Here is a 22,020-nt window from a genome sequence, read left to right as displayed (position 1 = left end):
AAACATACAAAATAAAAACGAACTATCCATTAAAGGGATACGTGCCAAAAAAAATGATAAGGCGGCTTACGACTCTATTTTGCAGGCTTTAAATAAATCTAGTAAAGACATTTTGACTGGATTTACTATTGTTGGAATTCCATTTATAGAAAACGATTATTTTAAAAAGGATGTACAAATTTTCTCGGAAAATGATGCAGTACAAATTAGAATTAGGATAAACCTTAAAACCTATTTTCTGGATCTACCAAATGGTTGTTTACTTCCTCTGGCGGTACTTCCAGGTTTTATCGGCACAGTTGTTTTTGATAAAGATGAAGTTATAACGGTTAATTACATCCCGTCTTCAATGAGTCTTAACGCAGTAAATGGGGTTAATGAAATAAACAATAATGTAGAAGAAAGACGAGCGATTATAGCTGCAAAGTCAAAAGGAGGGACATTTAGAATTTCTGAAAATATCGAGGAATTGACTCATACAGCGAGTTATTTAAGAATGCACAAGAACCTAGATCCAAGTCTTGGACTTTATGCAGCCTATGCCTACAGTCAGGCGGGTAAATTTGAAGATGTGCAGTCCATTTATGATTATATGAAACGGGAGCCTGAACCGGTACTTTTTGATGTGGCAATGCTAAATGAACTCTCTGCACCGGAGCCTGATAAGCAGGTTTTGGAGAATGCTTCACCGTTCTGTCCTATGCTTAATCAAGGATGGTCTTATCTTACTATTAATCCGGAATTTTATGATCCATTTTTAATTGAGATATCCAAATTCAGGATACCCGGATTATGGACTACTTTTACACCAGAAGGATCTACATTGATTAAACAAAAACTTAAAGACTCACAGATATGAATTTGATATTAATCCATGGCCGCGACCAACAGGGAAAAAACCCATCCGAATTAAAAAAAGAATGGCTTGATACCTTAAAAGAGGGGCTTTCAAAAAACGGTTTAGAACTTCCTGCGAATGTTAATATTGTATTTCCTTTTTATGGTGATTTATTAGATGCTTTAAGTAAAGATATCAGAAATCCGAATTCCATTGCTGGAGTTATTGCAAAAGGCAGCATTGAGGAAAAGCAGCTTTCCTTCTATTTTGAAATATTAAGCGAAATGGCTCTCAACGCACAGATTGATGATAAGCAAATAGGTGACCTGATAGTGGGTACACGGGAAAAAGGTCCATTGAACTGGGAATGGATTCAGGCAATAATGAGGGCTTTAGATACGCACAGCCCATTTGGAGATTTTACTCTTGAGAAAAGCACTTTTGATGTATTTGTTTATTTAACAATTGATGCCATAAAAAGTCAAATTAATAAATTCATCTTAGATTCCATACCACAAGGTCCAACCGTGTTTGTTGGGCATTCCCTAGGATCTGTAGTGGGGTATAATGTACTGCAGGAATTGGCAGGCCAGAATATCAAGAAATACATTACTATCGGCTCGCCTCTGGGACTGCTTTCTATTAAAAACCATTTATCTACACCTCTTAAAATGCCACCATCTGTAACGGGAGGATGGTATAATGCTTATGATGAACGAGATTTTGTCGCTTTAAATTCCTTAGATACAGTGAATTTCAATATCACTCCTTCCATTGTAAATTCCAACCACGTGAAAAACAAAACAAAAAACCGTCATGGCATCATTGGATATCTTAATGATGCTTCAGTAGCAAAAGAAATATATAATGCTCTGACATCTTAATACATTTCTCTTTTGTAAGATTGGTTGAATTTAATTATAAATTAGTAGAACAGATTTACTGATTAGTTTATATCCTAATTTTTAATAAAGCTTTTAATAGAATTATAAGCTTTATTATCATTTCTTTATGGAGTCTATTTGAAATTGTCAATAATAAAAATAAAAGTAAAATGTATTTAGGAAGTATCCACATTGAAAATTTTAGAAAATTTAATTTAGCTGATATAGAATTTCAAAAGGGCTTAAATTTACTTGTAGGTGAAAATGACTCTGGAAAATCTACCATTATTGATGCTATAAAACTTGTCACAGGTACACACAGTAACGATTGGGTTAGACTTTCCAAAGATGATTTCTATAGTGATGGAACGACAAGGGCTACTGAACTTAAAATAGTTTGTATATTTAATGAACTATCTCCAGAGGAAGCTTCATCATTTTTAGAATGGTTGTCCATCAGTGAAGATAAATATTATTTGAAACTTACATTAATTGGCAGAAGGAAGGTTAAAAGTAATTCTCTATCGGAAGTATATTATGATATAAAAGCAGGTGAGGATGAAGAAAGTGGTATGATTAGTGGTGAAGCCAAAAATAAATTAAAAGTTACTTACTTAAAACCGCTTCGAGATGCTGAATATGAGCTGGCTTCAAGAAAAGGTTCTCGACTTTCTCAGATTCTTGCTGCTCATGATATTTTTCAAAAGCAAGAAAATATAAAACATCCATTAGAAATAACAATGGATAAAGCAAATCTTGAAGTAACAGATTACTTCGAAAACAAAGAGGGCAAGCAAATAACAGACACGATTAACTTAAGTTATTTAAAAGAATTTTCATTATTGAATAACCCTTTATTATCAAAGTTTGGAATTGCTCAAAATGATTTGGGCAGAATACTTGAAAAACTGGAATTATTAGGTTTCTCAAAAACAAACGAATTAAACTTAGGTTTAGGTTCAAATAACTTATTGTTCATTGCAACTGAATTACTATTATTAAAAAATGATAGCGGGTATATAGGACTAAAACTTTCTTTGATTGAAGAAATTGAAGCTCATTTACATCCTCAATCTCAATTAAATCTTATTGATTTTTTAAATAAACAATCAGAAAGTTTAGGATTCCAGACAATAATTTCTACACACAGTAACTCATTAGCGTCAAAAGTAGATCTTAATAATTTGATTCTTTGTAAAGGAGGTAATGTTTTTTCAATGAGAAAAGGACAAACAAAATTATTAGGTAATGACTATGAATTTCTTAGGCGGTTTTTAGATAATACAAAAGCAAATTTGTTTTTTGCAAACGCAGTGATAATAGTTGAAGGTGATGCTGAAAATTTAATTATTCCAACTTTTGCTGAATATATTGGCTTCCCACTACATAAATATGGTGTTTCAATTGTAAATGTTGGAAGTACTGGACTTTTGCGGTATGCGAAAATATTCCAAAGAAGTGATGGTACAGGTGTTGGAATAAGAGTTTCTTGTATTACTGATCGAGATATACCTCCAAAAGAAGCAAAGGAATTTACATATGAAATTAAAAGACGTATAACAGGACAAATAGAACAGGTTAGCTTGCTAAGTGATAATCGTAAAACGGAAGATGAATATACAATAGCGGATATTAATGAAATAGTTAAAAAGAAAATCGCTAAATACGAAGGTGGTGATGTAAAAGTCTATCTTCCAAATACTTGGACACTTGAATATGAGATAGCAAAAAGTTGTCTTAGAACATTAATGCATAAATCAATTTTGCTCGCATTGAAGACTAATGATTTACAAGAAGAAATTACAAAAGATTTTATTCAGCAAATTAAAGATAAAGTAGAAAAGGATTTTACCAGATGGAAAACTGAAGGTAAAACTGATATTGAAATCGCAGTAGAAATTTATTCTCCATTAGAGCGTAAATTAGCTTCCAAAGCAGTAGCCGCACAAATATTTTCAAGATTTTTGTCAAGTTCAAAAATAGATAAGAAAGAGATTTTAAAAGACGATAATTTAAAATACTTAGTTGATGCAATTAAATATATAGCAAATGTTTGATTTCAAGAATTTAGACATAACTGATGAGGACATTGCCTTCGTTGAAAATTATTTTGGTTTTGAATTTAATGAAGGCCAAAAAAGGATCATTCGATTTTGGGAAAATACAGATATTCAAGCATGTCCGGGCAGTGGCAAAACAACCACACTGGCTGCTAAATTAATTATTTTAGCAAATAAACTTCCTAAGTCTTACAAGCAAGGTATTTGTATAATCACTCATACGAATGTCGCAGTAGAAGAAATAAAAAGCAAGCTTGGAACATATTCAAGTTTTTATTTTAATTATCCAAATCATTTAGGTACAATTCAATCAGTAGTTGATAAATACTTTGCAATTCCAGCTTATAAAAATGAATTTAAGTCATCTCCGACAATTATTGATGCTGATTCTTATTGTAAGGAAATAAATAAATTTAAATCACTCAGTGGAACATCTATTTTTTTAAGCAGCAAAGGAATTGATGAAATAGGATATTTATCATATAACAAAGTCAATTTTGAGGTTTCCAGAACAATTAATGACGATAAACCTTTTTTCATAAATGGTATTAATCCAATAAAAATGGAAGTTCATTATCAGAAAGTTAAAAGTGTAAAAGACAAGCTTTATAAGGATGGCTTTATTAAATATGACGAGGCATATTCCCTGGCTTTTAAATATCTTAGAGATAATAGATCATTGAATGAATTATTCAGTAAAAGATTTCCTCTGGTTTTTATCGATGAAATGCAGGATATGGAAACACATCAAACAGAGCTTATCAGCTTTTTATGTGATGGTACTTCAGCAATAGTTCAAAAAATTGGTGATAAAAACCAATCAATTTACAACTATACTTCTTCTGATAGCCAAAATGAATGGAATCCAAATATAAATTTGGAATTACAGTTGACACAAACTACTAGAATATCTGAAAATATTGTGGAAGTGGTAAAAAATATCTGCGTGGCTCCTCAAGCAATGACAGGATGGGAAAACAAGTTGCCTTTAAAACCAACCATTATTCTTTTTGACGACGATTCTATTTTAAAGGTTAAAGACAAATTCGGTGAATTACTTATCGAGAATAATCTTCATAATGTAAAATCTTGTAAAGTAGTTGGAGCAAGATTGAGTGAATCGCGTTTAAATATTAATTCATATTGGAATGATTTTAATCGCGGTTATAATAAAAAGGATTTTTCTAATATTATCTCTTTTCTGGAAAATGTCAAGCAATTATCTTTGAAGAGTAAAAATGTAAAAGAGTTGAGAAAGACATTATTGGCTATTTTTTGTAAATGTCTTCGACTATCCAAAGTTAGAAACCCCAAAACCAATTTTTATTTTACACCATTTAGTTTGTGTGAACACTTGAATTCACTTGAAGATTTAAGTCTTTCAACCACAATGAATAATAGGATTTTAAATTGGATTACATCTATTTCTGAAACAGAGATTTTAAGAAAAGAAATTGAATCTTTTGTTACTGATTTGATTGCTTACTTCGGTGGTGAAGTAAATGATGAATTAAATGATTTTTTTGCTAATGGGCAAATTGGATTGATAACTGAAAAGACAGAAAATAAGACTTATGATTTTAGTTTGAATGGACAGCGAGTTAAAATTCATTTTGATACAATCCATGGGGTAAAAGGTGAAACACATACGGCAACTCTTTATCTTGAAACTTTCAATCGCATTTTTGACATAAGCAGTAAGATTTTAGAATTTATTATTGGAACAGAGAAACAACAAATTAAGTATAGAGCAAATGACGCTTTTAGAAAAAGATTACCGCTTGCATATGTCGCAATGTCTAGAGCGACACATTTTATATGTTTAGCTGTTCATAAAGAAAGATACACTGAAGCTCATAAAGAATATTTTGAAAGTAATAATAATTGGTCAATACTTAGGATTTAATTATAATGTAAATTAGAACAATAGTTAATTTACTTAATTCCCTTATTTTTCTGAAGAATGACCTCTACAAATAATTGATTTGCATCTGTTTTGTAGTTTTTTTTTGTAGTAAAATTCAAGTGCTTAATACTCCCTAAAGTAGGATTGTTTTCTATTTTGTTCAGTGATGCCAAACAGCCGTTGAAAGAACCTTCTAATGAAAAAATATAGCTTGTGGTTGTAAAACCTTTTTCGGTAATAGAATGTGGTTCTTTAAAATCAATGATTTTTAAATGATAGGAATCGCCATAAGCAGTAAGTTGTTTTAATAAGTCATTTTGAAAAGATTCTGAAGCTTTAATATTATAGCGAGACAACATTACATCCAGTTGTTTTTCTTTCTGGCGCAGCTGACTTGCTAATTTTGGAGAACTGTTGTTTTCAGAAATCATTTCACTTTTAGATTGATATTCTTTGTAATAGCTAATCGTATTTGAAATCGCAAAAGAATAACAAATATACAGTGCTACCACAAAGCCAAATAACAACCCTTTATTTTTTCTATTTAGCCTCATTTTACTTCAAGATTAGTTTAATAGAAAATTCCGTTTCATTAAGATCATTTTTTCCAAAATGAGTGATTACCACTTGCTTCATCCATTTTAAACGCTCTAGAGATTCGACCCAATGTGTAAAAGCAATATTGTTAATTGTTGTTCCAGAAAGAGTGATGGTTTTTTCTTGAGTTAAAATTGGTTCTTCACTTTTAATCTTTTTATCTAATGGATGATAAACCAATTCTGTTAGTAAAATAGAGGATGGAATTCTTTTACTGATTTCGTTAATGACTAATGAACTTTGTGATGCTGTCATGGCGACCACATTATTGACTTTTTGTTCTTTAGCTAAAATACGTTGTTTTGTTTTTATCACTTCTTCAAATGAATATTTACTCAACAAAAGATTTTCTGAAGTTTCAGCAGCTAATTTGAAATAATGAGAAAACAGTAAAAAATTGACTAGTAAAATCGTAAGCAATATGCCAATCATCAGTTTTATTCCTTTTGAAAAAAAGCTTTTTTGATTGTATTTCTCATGTAGTTGTTGACTATAATTTATTAGGTTTCCGGTATTAGCTGTTCCATTTAGTAATAATCTCAATATTCCAGCAAAAGGTAACAAATGAGTATTTTGCACTTCAAGACCATTTATATTGAAAATGGTATCTGCTATTTTGGTATTGGTTTGAATAATTGGACTTTCTTCACTTTTAGAAATCGTTTGATAATTGGTAAACAATTCCTCTCTATCAGAGTAATTAATTATTTCGGCAATAGAACCAATTCCTAAACTAATTCCTGCTATAGAAATTCTTTGTTTGTTATAATTCGATAGTATTTCTTCTATATAATTTTTTCTACTGATGGCTACAATTGATTTAGTTTTAAATCGCCATATTTCAAAATAAAATTCTTCCCAATTGGTATTAGGAAATACTTTGTGTAATAACTTATCGTCTGAAGCATCTATTCCTTGAACTTCTTTCTGAATGACTTGGCTAGTATTTATAACAAGGAAAAAAGGAAGCGTTTTGTCCCATTTTTCTGGAAGCGTTTCGGAATGTGTTAGTCTATCTTTTTTAGTAATGATAAGTTCTTCTTTTTTCTTTTCTACTAATAATATTGCCATCTTTTCTTCATTATTTAAAGAAAAGTGTTCAATACCAATGTATTGTTTGCCTAGCAAAAGAGAAGGTAAAGAGGGGAGTGTCATTAGTAAATAACAGTTGGTTTGATTAATACAGTTAATTTTTTCTTCGAATCTTGACGGCTTCTAGAACTAAAAAGCCATTTGATTATAGGAATTCTCGATAATAATGGAACTCCTGTACCCGAATCATTTTTGGTAGATTCTTCTAATCCTCCAAGAACAATCAAATCTTGATCTTTTACTCTAATTATAGAGGTAAACTCTCTAGAATTAATCCCAGGAGGAGCATTTTTATCCACTTTTTGACCATTAAAACTAGATTGTATTACTTTAATATCCAATGTTATTTGACCATCTCCAGACACTAGAGGCATAATGGTAACTGATAATTCGGCATCAATTGGTTGGTAGTTTTTAATTTCAGAAGTTGTTGGGATTTGAGAACCATAAAAATTTTGATTGGTAACCACATAATAAGTAGTTTCTCCGATTGATAAAAAAGCTTTATGTCCATTTAAGGTTGATAATCTAGGGGAAGAACGTATTTTTAAATTCCCGTTGGTTTCCATTGCTTTGAGGTTGACATAAAAATTAGGCACTACTTTTCCAATGTTCAATGATCCAAATCCACTAAATCCATCAATAATATTGTTAATAGTTTGCGCTCCCAGATTCATATCTACAGTTGGGAAAACTGTTCCCGAAGTTGTTACTGGTTTGTCTCCAATTCCAGCATTTATTCCTGTTTCTACTGTTGCACTTTTGTTTACTTCCAAGAGCATTACTTCAATCAGGATTACAGGAACCGCTTTGTCAATATATTTTATAAAAGATTCAAAACGTTCAATATTAGCGGCTGGTCCATTGACCAAAAAACTATTCAATTCCTTATCAATTTTGATATCCAAATCTTTTTTTATTTCATCTGGAATAATAGTCAGGATGGATTCTGAAGGATTACTATTTCCACTGCTATTGTTGCTCGTATTGTTATAATTATTTTGTTGTTGGAAATTTGAGGTATTTCTACTATCTGACCCGTTAATATTATTGTTGTTAGCGTAATTATTGACATTAGTATTCGTGTTATTCAATCTTCCTGAACTTCTACCTTCATTTGAGGAATCACCTAACAGTTCAATGGATCGATGCATCAAGGGAATTGATTTTACATTTCGCACTATCAATTGATTTTTAGTGCCAAAATAGTATATAGTTCCACTTTTCATAAAGGTGTAGCTATCTCCACTAGCTCCTGACTCAGCTGGTGAATCATTGTTTAGTTGGCGTTGTGTTCCATTATTGGATGGCAATCTGTTTTCCGTTTTTGCTTCTGTTTTAGTTTCAAATATTTTACTCAAAAGCGCATCAAAAGATATGTTTTTGGCTTTTACTGTGGCATTTCCTGCACCTTCTAATGGACTGGAAATAAACATATCAATATCCAATTCATGTCCTATATCATAAACGATGCTTGCTATGGGAGTGTTTTCAAAGTCAACATCCAATATTTTTTTATTGACATCAATAACTGTAAACTGAAAGTTTGATTTTCTGTTTTGTGATTTGCCAGAACGAGCTGTACCATTTTTATCGGCATTATTTGGAGAATTACCTTCTAATGAATCAAATATATAAAAGCTGTCTTTGGATTTTTTTACCGTAAGATTGTTAGCTAAAGCTAATTTATCCAAGGCTGCATCAAAAGGCATACTTTTGATATAGGCTGTCAATACTTGTTTTTCCAAGCCAGGTGCATAAACCAAATTTTTACCACTCTCATCGGTAATTCTTTTGAAAACATCATATAAAAGATCTTCTTTTAGGTTAAGGGAAAGTAGATTTTCAGATACTTCATACTTAACTTCAAATACTTTTTCGATCTTTTTTTCTGCGGGTTTTTGGTATGATTTAATGGCAATGATACTGCCTGAAAAATCTATAGTAAGATTATATTCTTTACATAAAAAAAGTAACAAATCGCCAACATTCACATCGGCAAAATTATTGACAATATTTGTTTGAGCCAGATTTGGAGCAACACTAATATTTAGCTTGTGCATTTGGGAAATAGCTAATAAAAAGCTAGAAAGCGAAGCTTCTTTAATATTAATATTGATTTTTTCTGAAAGACCAGGTGCATCAACACTAATAGCATCAATATTATTTTTAATTTGTTGCATCCTATTCTCTTCTAAAGAATTAGTCGGTCTGTAATTAGATTGGGCAGGCTTTTTTTCTTGTGAAAAAGAAGCTTGGAAAATAAAAAGAAAAATGAATAATATAATTTTTTTCATAAATGAGATAAATTGAATACGGTAATTTTACGATTTTACAAGAGTAAAGAAAAAACTTCTTCTATCGATGTTGTTCCGTCTTTTATTAGCGATAAAGCATTTTTTTTCAGTGTGAAAATTTCTTTTTCTTCTATATAATGGTCAATTGCTAATTGATTGTTTTTAATTAAGGATGATAGTTCATTGTCAATAGGAATAATTTCGTAAATGGCTTTCCTTCCAGAATATCCTGTATGGTAACAATGCTCACAGCCTACGGCTTCATGATGATTTTGGAGTTCTTCGGGTATTTCAAAACCTGTAGGAAATAATTCTGTACTGACTGATTTCTCTACTTTACAATGATTACAGAGTTTCCTAACCAAGCGTTGGGCGACACTTATATTGAGTGTACTGGCTATCAAGAAAGAGGGAATTCCCATATCGATCAATCGGGAAACCGTAGCCCAAGCGGAATTTGTATGTATGGTTGATAAAACCAGGTGTCCTGTCAAAGCAGCTCGAATAGCCATATTAGCTGTATTTACATCTCGTATTTCCCCAACCATAATGATATCTGGATCTTGTCTTAAAAAAGTTCGAAGTGTCGAAGCAAAATCTAAACCTATGTTTTCTCGAAGTTGCACTTGATTGATTCCTTCTAAAGTATATTCTATAGGATCTTCTACCGTGAGTATATTAGTGTTGGGAAGGTTCAGTTTTTTTAAGGTAGCGTACAAAGTTGTCGTCTTTCCAGAACCTGTAGGTCCAGAAATCAAAACAATCCCATTAGGTTTCTTAATATTTTCGAGATAAGTAACTAATTCTTTTTCAGTAAATCCAAGGGCATTAATATCAATATGACTGGTGTCTTTGCTCAAAATTCTTAAAACTACCTTTTCTCCGTGAAGTGTGGGTAAAATAGAAACCCGAATATCAAAATCCTCACTATCGGTAACAATGGTAATTCGTCCATCTTGAGGTAGTCGTTTTTCAGAAATATCGAGTTGGGCTCTGATTTTTATTTTGTTAATCAAAACGGGATATTCTTCAGTGGCAATATGGAATTGCTCTTTCAATTTTCCATCCAAACGGAAACGTACCCTAGCATTTTTCTCATAGGGTTCAAAGTGAATATCACTGCTTCCAATTTCTTTAGCATTCACCACTATTTTTTCTAGAAAATCAACTGAATAATGAATGCTAGAAATTGTATTTGAGGCTGATTTTCGATAATTAGTACTTAAATACCTATTGATATTTTCTGTCGTTTCTGCTTCTAGTTGAGTAGGAAAACCTAGTAATATAGACAATTCTACCTGTAAATTTTCTAAATCAACTACATCTGTTTTTAAAATGAGTTTTGTCCCTACTTTATCGACAGGAATTATCCTGTAGTGATAGGCTTGTTCTGCCTTGACAAGTTGTTGAATGGTTATGGGAATATTAAAATCAATCATCTTTAATAAGCATATAAAAAGTTGGATTCCCAAAAAAAACTAATTCCATAAACAGTTGCAAAAAACAACGACATATATCCCGCAAGCGGAACTGTTTTTTCCGTTTGCTTGTATCGAATTGTAAAATGCAATAACAAAGAAAACACTAGTGAAAAAACAAAAAGGATTAAAAAGGAAACAATTGAAAAGGAAAAAGCAATAGAAACAAAAAACAGTAAATCGCCCAGTCCAAAGACTTCTTTTAGTAAAGGTTGTTGCAGTTTATATTTAGCATACAAATAACTAACAAATAGTAATAGTGAAATAAATACCAAATTAAAACTTGTATTGATAAATGCGGGATAAATAGATACCGATTGTATTTGCAAAACAAATACCATTGCTCCTATAATTGGATATAGAAACCAATATACTTTGCGGTCTTTGTAGTCCTGAAAAAAGACAAGAAAGAAAACAACAATCAATACAAATTTTAAAATCCACATTAGTCTTGGATGATTTGTTTTGGAACTCCGTTCTGATCGATTTCCCAAACGTTAAACACACCATTACCATTAAAATCAGTTAAAGCAGTAGCTTTAATCTTGAATTCAGTATTGGAAGATTGTACAATTTCATAAGAATAATTAGCACTCCCACTTTCTTTAACCGTTTTTGGAGCTTCAAAATCAATCTCTGAAAAATTAGAACTGTACTTCGAATACATGAAGTAATATTGTTTTTCAGCATTGTAAATCGCTTTCAATTGTACTTGAGCTTCGACACTTTTTGCTTTAGTAATTAATGGCATCAAATTAGGCAAAGCTATCAATAATAGAATTCCAATTATTGCCAATACAATTAGCATTTCTTGAAGGTTAAAAGATGAAATTTTTTTTGACAACTGTTTTTTCATATGTTGATATTTATTGTTTTTATCGGTCATATGTAATTCGCATATCATCATTGGTTTTTGCATCCAATTTTGAGTCATGCTCATTTCATTACAACTAAAATAAATCAATGGATAGCAAATATATATTTTTTATTTATAAAAGTAAAGATTTTTCTTAATGTGGTATGTTTTGTTAATATTTAAATTCCTAATATACTTTAATAAGAGTATTGTAGTATCCTTTTCATATCATTGAAAATCTAGTTAGGCTTTTGTTTGTAAGACTTCAAATGTTTTTTATAAGTTATTTTGTATTTAAATTAAAAAAAATAAAATATTAATCTTGTTAATTAAAAATAAAATTTTTAGTATTGTAAGAAATTAGAATAGTGATTTTCTTATGCTTTTAATGGCTATTAATCAGAAAAAAAATGATTAACATGAATTTATTAAATTGATATTCAAGCTTAAATATTTTCATTAAACAACTAAAATAATAACATTTAGTAAATACCTTCTTTTTATTATGAAAAACAAATTGAATTTAATGTTGATTTTATTTTCTAGCCTATTAAGCTATTCGCAAGATTTACCAACCATTATACCTCCTTCACCTAATGCTGCTTCTTTAGGGCAATATGCAGATGTGCCAGTAAGTAATTATACAGGTGTTCCTAATATATCAATCCCTTTATTTAATATTAAATCTGGTGCTATTGAATTACCGGTTACGTTAAGTTACCATGCATCTGGTATAAAAGTTGCGCAAGAAGCAAGTTTAGTGGGCTTAGGGTGGGCATTAAATGCAGGAGGAGTAATAACAAGACAAGTTAGAGGATTTGATGATTTTAAACCTAATGGATATATTAATACACCAGTACCTCCTTATACTGCTAATAACTTACCTTATAATCCTTCGGATAATCCCTTGAAATATTATAATGAATATTATCTTTACTTAAATTCAACAGATCGAGTTCATCGAATAGATGGAGAACCAGATATATTCTATTACAATTTTTTTGGATATTCAGGGCAGTTATTGTTTGAACAACAAAATTATTCAAATGCAGTTTCCGTTGATCAAAATAATTTGAAGTTTTCTTTTGACAATAATGAGTGGATCATCACTGATGGTAATGGATGGAAATATTATTTTGGAAATCATAATTTGTATGCAACGGAAAACACAACAGATTATGATTATAGTACTGACGGACCTATAACATCTAATCCTTATTTATTAGAGAGTAGAAATATTATGCCGTATGATTCTTTTACTGATACGACTGACACAGCTTGGTACATTACCAAAGCGATTACACCTCAAGGAGATAAAATCGAGTTTATATATTCTAATAATAGTACATACAAAACCTTAAGTAATATCACTTATAGTGAGAGATTGATGCAATTAGTGGACGTTGATATGATTTCCACTAACGGAGGACCTGATATTCAAGTTCCAATGCTTCCATCTGGAAATCAACATGAATCAATTTTTAGCCAACAAGTAGTTCAAGATGTTTATCTTAAAAAGATTGTTTTTAAAAATGGATATATTGATTTTAATACTGAAGATCGGGATGATTTACGCAGATACGGTAATTATTCTTATATATTAAATCCGCAAAAAATAAAATCCGCAGAATTATTTGATTTAAATAATAATTCTATTAAAAAGATAAATTTTAATTATAGTTATTTTAATGAATCTATTATTCAATCAAATCCTGAACATAAAGAAGATTTTTTAAGATTAAGATTAGATTCTATTGTAGAATCTTTCAAAGAAAAAAATTCTGCAACGTATTCTAGTCATTCCCCATATACTTTTACCTATAATACCATTCCACTCCCAGATAAATTATCATTTTCGGTTGACTATTGGGGATATTACAATGGTCAAAATAATCAAAACATAAATTTAAATTATTATAGATATCAAGACAGTAATGAATATGGTGGAGGAATTAATAATAGTAATAATTTTGTAAATGCTGGAACACCTAAAGCTATGTTGTCTCCTAGTTATATCAACTTAAATTCTAATGATATTGCTTATTTTGGAGGTGCAAATCGAGATGTTAACCCTTCGTTTGTTCAAACGGCTATTTTAGAAAAAATAAGTTATCCAACAGGGGCATCAGTTAATTTCAATTATAGTCCAAATACATATTACGCACCAGATATTTATGACACTCAATCAGTCGATTTTTTTGTATTGGATTACTTTGATTATGAGGTTTCGCCTCAAGATAAGCAAGCAAACTTTACTACTAGTGAACCCATTTTATTTTTTATGAATTTTGAAGTATATAAAGATAATTATAATACTCAAACATCTTTTAACGGAGAGGCAGCTTTAAAAGATTCAAACGGCAATAAGGTACTATACTTAAATTCTAATCTTGAGTTTGATGAGTGGGGTAGATTTCAAACTACTAGATCTATAGTATTAAAGCCAGGGACTTATACATTACATGTTAATAAAGGAGATTCTTTTACCGATGTTACAATCAGTGCATTTTATTATAAAAAAATATCTGCTAATAAAAAATATGGAGCTGGTTTAAGGATAGATTCAATAACAAATATTGATAAAGAAAATGCTATCAAGAAAAAAAAATATTCCTATGAAATTGACAGTATTTCAACAGGGAAAATGTTAAGTCCTATAAAATATTGGTATAACAAACAAGTAATCTCTAGTATTAATAGTGGTTTGGGTTCTAACGAAACAAATAATGTTTTTTTAGCAAATTATGTTATACGTACATCAGAAACTATACGTCCTTTAGGATATTCTGCACAGGGAAAAAATATTGGTTATGACCAAGTATCCACTTCAGATGCAGATTTAAATAATAATATTTTGGGCAGTTCTCAATATTTTTATGAAAATATAAATGAAATACCCGCAGAATATTTTATTCCAGGCATTCCTAATAGAATAAATTTAAGTAATGGACAATTGTTAAAAGAAATACATGCTAATAAAAATGGAAATATTGTAAATGAAAAGGAATATTTATATGAAACTAATAATTCTAATCGTATTACCATTAAAGGTGTTAAACGCTTTGATATATTAGATTATGGTATAAATCTTCCTAGTATTGAAATTAGGTTTTATGATGTCAATTCCGAGTGGAGGTATCTCAAAAGTGTAACCGAAAAAATATACAATATAAACGGTAATAATCCAGTAACCACTACGACTAATTATAAATACGAAAATGCTACACATAAAAATTTGACAGAAACTCAAACGACTAACAGTGAAGGAAAGCAAATTATAACAACAAACCAATATCCATCAGATTATCCAACAAATACGGGTATGACGGCTAATGATTTTGATGTAATGATTTCAAAAAATATTTTAAATCCCGTTATAAAACAACAAACAAAAGTAAATAGTAATCTACTCGCTACTCAAGTTTCAAAATACAAAAATTGGAATTTAGATATAAATGGAGACAATGTTCCAGATAATATTTTTCTTCCAGAAAATGTTAAAACAGCTAAAGGGACAAATTCGCCAGAAAATCGTATCCAATATCACAGTTATTATCCAAACGGCAATGTGCAAGAAGTATCCAAATTCGACGGTACACATATCGTTTATATATGGGGTTATAAAGATGAGTACCCTATAGCCATGATTGAAAATGCTACTTACACAGAAGTATCCTCTTATGTGTCAGATTTACAAACCAAATCTAATTTAGATACTGATAACTGTTTGGATAGTCAATCTTGTAATGAAAAGAATTTAAGAACTGCTTTAAATAGTTTGCGTAATGATGCCACTTACAAAGATAAATGGCAAGTGTCCACTTATACGTACAATCCCTTAATAGGAGTTACGAGTATGACTGACTCCAAAGGTAATATTATTTACTACAATTATGATTCTTTTAATCGTTTACAAAACGTAAAAGACAAAGACGGGAACATCCTATCTGAAAACGAATACCATTATAAAAACTAATCAAGCGAAATATGAAAAAAATACTATCCCTATTTGTTTTCTTGCCTATAATGGTTGTTGGACAAACCCAAACGGAGAACTACGTTAAAAACACCACATACAAAGTAGCCACCGCGACAAGTATTACTACCCCAAGTGCAGAACAAGCCACACAAACTATCACTTATTTTGATGGATTGGGTCGTCCGATTCAGCAAATAGCACACCAGCAATCTGGAAGTGGAAAAGATATTGTAACACCCATAGAATACGATGGATTTGGACGTCAGGACAAAGAGTATTTGCCCTATGTACCAACTGCTCCTGCATCACTCAATTATAAGCCTAGTGCATTGACAGATGTGCTTACCTACTATGATGATGTCAAATATGATCCTGATTTTCCAGGTATGAGTACAAGTATTGCTAATCCTAGTATTCAGATTAATCCTTATTCTCAAAAAGGATTTGAAGCTTCTCCGCTGAATAGGGTGTTAAAACAAGGAGCACCAGGAAAAGATTGGAAGCTTGGTAATGGTCACGAAATAAAACTAGAATATGAAACTAACACTAGTGCAGATTTAGTAAGGCGTTTTGGAGTTTCTTTTGTTAGTGGCAATACAGAAGCTCCACAGCTACAAGATAATGGTGTTTATGATCCGTCTCAATTGTACAAAACTATTACAAAAGATGAGAACTGGGTTGTTAATCAAACTCATCCTAACAATAATACCACCGAAGAATTTAAAGACAAACAAGGACAAGTTATATTAAAACGTACTTATGATGCGGGCAAATGGCACGATACTTACTATGTATATGATGATTATGGTAATTTGACTTATGTATTGCCTCCAAAAGCATCAACCTATAGAAATATACTCCAACAAAATTGGATTGGTAAAAGCTATATTTTTGAGGATGTTCAAGATTTATTTACTTATGTTGATTATAATGACATCAGTTTTAACTTTACTCCAGCAGGTAATCTATATATTTTTATCTATGCTGAAGATCCAATAATCCAACTGAATAGTGGGCTTGTGATGAATTTGGATTTTATTAGTCCATCCCTTCCTGATGTAAATTTAGGTAATATGTATTTTGAAAATGGAAACCTAGCAGGTAGTGCCTACATTCAGTCGGGTAATCTCTACTTTAATTCATCAGGACTTGCAGACACTGTTTCTGATTATTTTTACGGTAATTTAGTTGTTAATTTACAAAATTTCAATCCACCTCCGATTAGCCAAAAAGAGATGGAAAATTTAGTTTATCAATATAAATATGATAGCAGAAACAGGCTTATAGAAAAGAAATTACCAGGGAAAGGATGGGAATATATTGTATATGACAAACTCGACCGACCTATTTTGACTCAAGATGTCAATTTAAAAACTACCAATAAATGGTTGTTTACTAAATATGATGCCTTCAGCAGACCTGTTTATACTGGAGAATATGTAAATACCACAGCAGGGCAAACAACACGAGTAGGAGTGCAAGCTTTGGCAGACGCAAGTACTAATTTATTTGAAACCAAACAAGGAATCAATACCATCAATGGTACTATTGTATATTACAGCAACAATGCATTTCCAAACATCAATAATACAAATATCAACCTGTTTACTATTAACTATTATGATGATTATAATTTTGATTTGAATGGAGGCACTTCAACAGTTCCATCAATCACTAATGCCAAAGGTTTGGCTACAGGAAGTAAAATACGGATTCTAGACACAACAAATTGGACAACCAATGTAAGTTATTATGATAGTAAAAGCAGACCGATTTATACCTACAGTAAAAACGATTATCTGGCAACGACCAGCACAGTAAAAAGCCAATTCGACTTTGTAGGCAAAGTTTTGGAAACTACATCCACACATCAAAGAAACAACGGTACTGTCATAACTACAGTTGATAGTTTTACTTATGATAATGCGGGAAGACTGTTAAAACAAACTCAAGCAATAAATGGAGTAACACCCGAAGTAATTACAGAAAATGTTTATGATGAGCTCGGACAACTTATTCAGAAAAATGTGGGAGGAAAGACAAATCAAAATCATTTGCAAACAGTTAATTATACCTATAATATTCGTGGCTGGCTGAAAGGAATTAATGATAATGACACGAGTAATAATGCCATAACCATGGGCTCGGGAGATTTATTCGGTTTTCAGATTAATTACAATAATCCCTCCACTGGAGTAGCTTTATACAACGGAAACATTAGTCAGACTTTTTGGAAAACTGCCAGTACAAATAACAGCAGTTTAAAAAATTATAATTATTCTTATGATGCATTGAATAGATTTAAGACTGCCCATTATGCTGAAAATAATGTTGTGAATAATAAATTTGATGAAATGATTTTCGGTTATGATCGTAATGGAAACATAGAGATGTTGAGACGTAATATGCAAAGTTTAACCAATTCAAATTCGTTTTCAGATATTGATTATTTAACTTACACTTATGATATAGGAAATAAATTAAGGGAAGTTAAGGATGCTTATGGACTTTCTACCTATGGAAAAGAAGGATTCAAAGATGGTAGTAGAAATACAATGCCTGGACCTGGGGACGATTATTCTTATGATGCTAATGGTAATATGATATTTGATGCAAACAAAGGAATTACATCTATTACCTATAATCATTTAAATTTGCCTAAAGCAGTTTATATTAGTGATAATGATTATAATTTTGGTAGTATTGTGTATGTGTATGATGCAATGGGTACAAAACTCAAAAAAACGGTAAATGACATTGGTATTATAGAACCACATACATATTATGCAGGAAACTATGTGTATGAAGGTAATAATCTAAAATTCTTCAATCAACCTGAAGGATATATAGAACCAAAAAATGAGAGTGATTTATCCCAAGGTTTTAACTATATTTACCAATACAAAGACCATTTGGGCAATGTGAGGTTGAGTTATAAAAATCCTAATGATAATTATCAAAGCATTTTGAATAGTCAGTTCTCCAATAGTTTTGACAATTGGGGAGAGAACGGATCTGTAGGTTCTTCATTAGAAAATGGTAAGTTAAAAGTAAATGTTAATAGTAGTTGGGAAGGTGTTGTCAATTATTTGACAGGTTTTACAACTGCACCAGGAGAAAATTTGAAAATAAACGTAAAATTAGATAAAGGTAATACACTTTCAAAAATTAGAATTTATTTTGAGGAACGTGACGCTAATGGAAACTTCTTGCTTTGGGGTATGTTATCCCATGATGCTGCAACAGGAAGTAATAGTTATGACTACACCGTTGCAAGTGGCACTCGTTTAGTATTGCGTATAGATAAAGACGATACAAACACATCATCAGAAACTTATTTCTATGTAGATGAAGTGAGTATGACGAAAGGAGCATTGCAAATTATTGAAGAAAACAATTATTATCCATTTGGTCTGAAACATAAAGACAGTAACAATGTGGTTACTTCAACTAATCCTGCAAGAAAGTATATGTTCAACGGAAAAGAATTTCAAAAAGAGTTGGAGCTTAACATGTACGATTATGGGGCTAGGAATTACGACCCCGCTTTAGGTAGGTGGATGAATATAGATCCTCATAGTGAAAATTATTACTCTATCTCTCCGTATGTGTCATTTGCAAACAATCCTGTGTTTTTTATTGATCCTACAGGAGAAGATATTATGTTTTGGCAAATGAATGCTGAAACAGGTGATTGGGAACAAGTGCCTTTTAATAAACTCGATAAAAGTATTCAACAAGGAATTTTGGATTTTGGAAAAACAAAAGATGGCTACGCTTTTTTAGCAAATTTTGCCAACGCTGGAGATAAAATTGGGGATTTGAAAACTTTCGAAAAAGATGGGAAATATTCTGAACATAGATTTAATTTTTTAGAAGTTAATGGCGGTGAATTTACCAATTATCAGGCAAGGTCAGATACAGATGTCTTCAAAAATTATATTGATTTTAATATGAGAATTAATAAAAACATGTCAGATAAAAGTCGTGTCAATATGGCTGAAACAATAGGTCATGAAACCTTTTTACATTTTGAACAATATATGCATGAACTTGCAAGCACATTTGATATAAAGGGTTGGAGTGCAGCATTTTTTTTAGAGCAAAAACAAAGAGATAATAATAAACGGGGCTATAAAGACCATCTTGCGTTAAAAGATGATATAAAAGGGAGGGCAAAAAAATATTTTAATTATATAACACAATTAAAAACAGTGCTTAATCCTAACCAGGTACAAAAAATTGTAAATAAAGATATTGAAAAATCATATAAAGAAGGAAAAAATGATACTCCAAAAAAATAGTAAAAAATGTTTTACATATCTAATTCCAATACTAATTTTAATATTAGCAAACTCATGTAAGAAATATGAAACTAATAGTAAAATAAACATTAAAAAGAAATTTTACAGAATTCTTTCCCAAGATAATCAATTGTTAAGCTATAACTATAGAATATATCATTTTGAAAATGACACCATGCGAGAAAAGTGTGTTACTATTTCATTAGAAGGTAAAATTAAAGATAGTCTCAACAATAAATATTTAATTAAGGGTACTAAAATATACCTCTTATTGAAAATTAACAATAAGATAAATAAGAAACTATATTTTTCAACAATAAAGGTAGACTCTTGCTATAATGTTTTTCAAAAATTTGATAAAGTCAAAATATGCTATAAAGGTTTAAAAAATGAAGGCAAATATAAAAATGCATATGAAATTTACTACGAAGAAATAGCTTATGATGGTAGTCATGAAAATCTAATTTTTGACAAAGATTTTACACTTATTTCGAGATTTTGTAATAACAACACATTTAAAAAAGAAATTTTGATAAACAATACATATGTGCCACTGAAAATTAAAATTTCAGCAAGTAAAATAAATGAATAGGTTTACAAATATAAATACAACGGTGATCTGTGGTACTAACAAGATTCTTTTATAAAAATAGTTCCATATGGTATTGTAATTGGAAATGAGTCTTGTTACGTCAAATTCAAAGTAAAGCGCAATCCTAAATTTAAGAATGAAAACAAAAACTTAATATTGGAATAAATCTAATATTAGGTTTTGTTTTTTAGTGTCATTTACAGCTTTTACATCTATTTTGTTGGTTTTGAGTTATTTGTTAATAGTTTTTACTCTCAATTCGTTGGTAATCTAAATCAATTTAAAATTCCTACTATTTATTTGCTAAAAAGTGTATTTTTACATTGTTTACTATCAGAAACAAAATTACTTTTACTACAAATTACGTATAAATGAAAAATAGCTTTATTCTATTACTGGTAGTTGTTGTGTCAGCCTGCCAATCCACTCAAATTAAAAATAACATTTATAAAGTATCCGATACTGCTCCAGAATTAGGTAGTATTGGTCAATCTAAAATGGGGTATAAAACCAATAATGAATTTGAAGTAAAAGCATTACCTAAATTAGAGAATAACATTCGGGTAGCTATTGAGATTGTACCTTTCAACAAAAAAATGCATAAAATTTATGCTGCCAAAGCCAAGTACAATCAAGACCAATTGAAAGTAGCTTATGTGGACAGTTTGCCTAAAAAACCTGAATTGGCTACTATAAAATTATTAGATGTAGTACAATTTGTCAATGAATTGAATGCTGATTACAACAAGGACATTTTCAAATTCATCAGTAACACCCAAAAATCAGAAGTGGTAACTAATTTAGTATTCTCCTTTTCGCCAGAAGAAATCAATAAAATCAAGCAAGCGGATACTTTTTATTTGACCAATTATCAAGATAGTAAATATGCCATTTCCCTTTATAAATTAGGAAAAAAAACAGATACTTTATTTTTGAATTCATTAAATGTTGTAGCTTATCGATTAAGTTCTTTTTGCTGGGGAGAAACAGATCGTGGACAATGGTATATAGCTGATATGGCAGAAGGAAGCAATAAATGCAAAGGAAATACAAAATCAAAAATAAAGAACAATGCAAAGTCAAAGGAGAAAAGTTTATTTGATATGTAATCCTTTTTTTTAGCCTAATTTCAAAAAA

14 protein-coding genes are annotated in these 22,020 nt (G+C 30.6%); 8 read left to right on the top strand and 6 right to left on the bottom strand.

The window, feature by feature from the left end; translation table 11 throughout:
* The first annotated feature begins 112 nt into the window (after positions 1 to 112).
* The 4 genes from OZP15_RS12210 to OZP15_RS12195 all read left to right on the top strand — a co-directional run bounded on the left by OZP15_RS12210 (position 113) and on the right by OZP15_RS12195 (position 5,688).
* Entirely contained in the window at positions 113 to 859 is a 747-nt protein-coding gene (locus OZP15_RS12210; RefSeq protein WP_281336244.1) for a hypothetical protein, read from the top strand.
* Positions 856 to 1,722 carry a lipase family protein gene (locus tag OZP15_RS12205; protein WP_269225719.1) on the top strand — a complete coding sequence of 289 codons (867 nt, stop codon included), beginning with the start codon at positions 856 to 858 and terminating at the stop codon, positions 1,720 to 1,722. Before OZP15_RS12210 ends, OZP15_RS12205 begins: the two co-directional genes overlap by 4 nt.
* A 170-nt stretch (positions 1,723 to 1,892) precedes the next feature.
* The gene (locus OZP15_RS12200; RefSeq protein WP_281336243.1) at positions 1,893 to 3,779 is read left to right on the top strand and encodes an ATP-dependent nuclease; all 1,887 of its coding nucleotides are present in this window, start codon (positions 1,893 to 1,895) and stop codon (positions 3,777 to 3,779) included.
* Positions 3,772 to 5,688 (top strand): UvrD-helicase domain-containing protein, encoded by a 1,917-nt coding sequence (locus OZP15_RS12195; RefSeq protein WP_269225717.1) that lies wholly within the window; start codon positions 3,772 to 3,774, stop codon positions 5,686 to 5,688. Before OZP15_RS12200 ends, OZP15_RS12195 begins: the two co-directional genes overlap by 8 nt.
* A gap of 29 nt (positions 5,689 to 5,717) precedes the next feature.
* Here OZP15_RS12195 and OZP15_RS12190 read toward each other — a convergent pair whose 3' ends face one another.
* Genes OZP15_RS12190 through OZP15_RS12165 form a run of 6 tightly spaced genes read right to left on the bottom strand, consistent with a single transcriptional unit; the run spans position 5,718 to position 12,008 of the window.
* Positions 5,718 to 6,242: a general secretion pathway protein gene (locus tag OZP15_RS12190; RefSeq protein ID WP_281336242.1), complete on the bottom strand. Its 525-nt coding sequence runs from the start codon at positions 6,240 to 6,242 to the stop codon at positions 5,718 to 5,720.
* A gap of 1 nt (position 6,243) precedes the next feature.
* The gene (locus OZP15_RS12185; protein WP_281336241.1) at positions 6,244 to 7,440 is read right to left on the bottom strand and encodes a general secretion pathway protein; all 1,197 of its coding nucleotides are present in this window, start codon (positions 7,438 to 7,440) and stop codon (positions 6,244 to 6,246) included.
* On the bottom strand, positions 7,440 to 9,674 hold the full coding sequence (locus OZP15_RS12180) for a type II secretion system protein GspD (RefSeq protein WP_281336240.1): 2,235 nt from the start codon (positions 9,672 to 9,674) through the stop codon (positions 7,440 to 7,442). The genes OZP15_RS12185 and OZP15_RS12180 overlap by 1 nt, the downstream gene beginning before the upstream one ends.
* A 35-nt stretch (positions 9,675 to 9,709) precedes the next feature.
* Complete coding sequence (locus OZP15_RS12175; protein WP_281336239.1) at positions 9,710 to 11,113, bottom strand: GspE/PulE family protein; 1,404 nt, start codon at positions 11,111 to 11,113, stop codon at positions 9,710 to 9,712.
* Positions 11,114 to 11,115: 2 nt separating this feature from the next.
* Positions 11,116 to 11,598, bottom strand: a complete 483-nt coding sequence (locus OZP15_RS12170) for a general secretion pathway protein (protein WP_281336238.1) — start codon at positions 11,596 to 11,598, stop codon at positions 11,116 to 11,118.
* Entirely contained in the window at positions 11,598 to 12,008 is a 411-nt protein-coding gene (locus tag OZP15_RS12165) for a type IV pilin protein (RefSeq protein ID WP_281336237.1), read from the bottom strand. The genes OZP15_RS12170 and OZP15_RS12165 overlap by 1 nt, the downstream gene beginning before the upstream one ends.
* A gap of 505 nt (positions 12,009 to 12,513) precedes the next feature.
* Between OZP15_RS12165 and OZP15_RS12160 the strand changes: the two genes are divergently transcribed.
* From OZP15_RS12160 to OZP15_RS12145, 4 genes are all read left to right on the top strand, one after another.
* Positions 12,514 to 15,984, top strand: a complete 3,471-nt coding sequence (locus OZP15_RS12160) for an RHS repeat domain-containing protein (protein ID WP_281336236.1) — start codon at positions 12,514 to 12,516, stop codon at positions 15,982 to 15,984.
* Positions 15,985 to 15,995: 11 nt separating this feature from the next.
* Positions 15,996 to 20,291 carry a DUF6443 domain-containing protein gene (locus OZP15_RS12155; protein WP_281336235.1) on the top strand — a complete coding sequence of 1,432 codons (4,296 nt, stop codon included), beginning with the start codon at positions 15,996 to 15,998 and terminating at the stop codon, positions 20,289 to 20,291.
* Entirely contained in the window at positions 20,272 to 20,883 is a 612-nt protein-coding gene (locus OZP15_RS12150; RefSeq protein WP_269225706.1) for a hypothetical protein, read from the top strand. The genes OZP15_RS12155 and OZP15_RS12150 overlap by 20 nt, the downstream gene beginning before the upstream one ends.
* A 371-nt stretch (positions 20,884 to 21,254) precedes the next feature.
* Positions 21,255 to 21,992, top strand: coding sequence for a hypothetical protein (locus tag OZP15_RS12145; RefSeq protein WP_269225705.1), 738 nt, complete (start codon positions 21,255 to 21,257; stop codon positions 21,990 to 21,992).
* Positions 21,993 to 22,020: the final 28 nt, after the last annotated feature.

The sequence above is a fragment of the Flavobacterium eburneipallidum genome (genome assembly GCF_027111355.2).
Classification (GTDB): domain Bacteria; phylum Bacteroidota; class Bacteroidia; order Flavobacteriales; family Flavobacteriaceae; genus Flavobacterium; species Flavobacterium eburneipallidum.
This window is presented reverse-complemented; position numbering and strand designations above follow the sequence as displayed.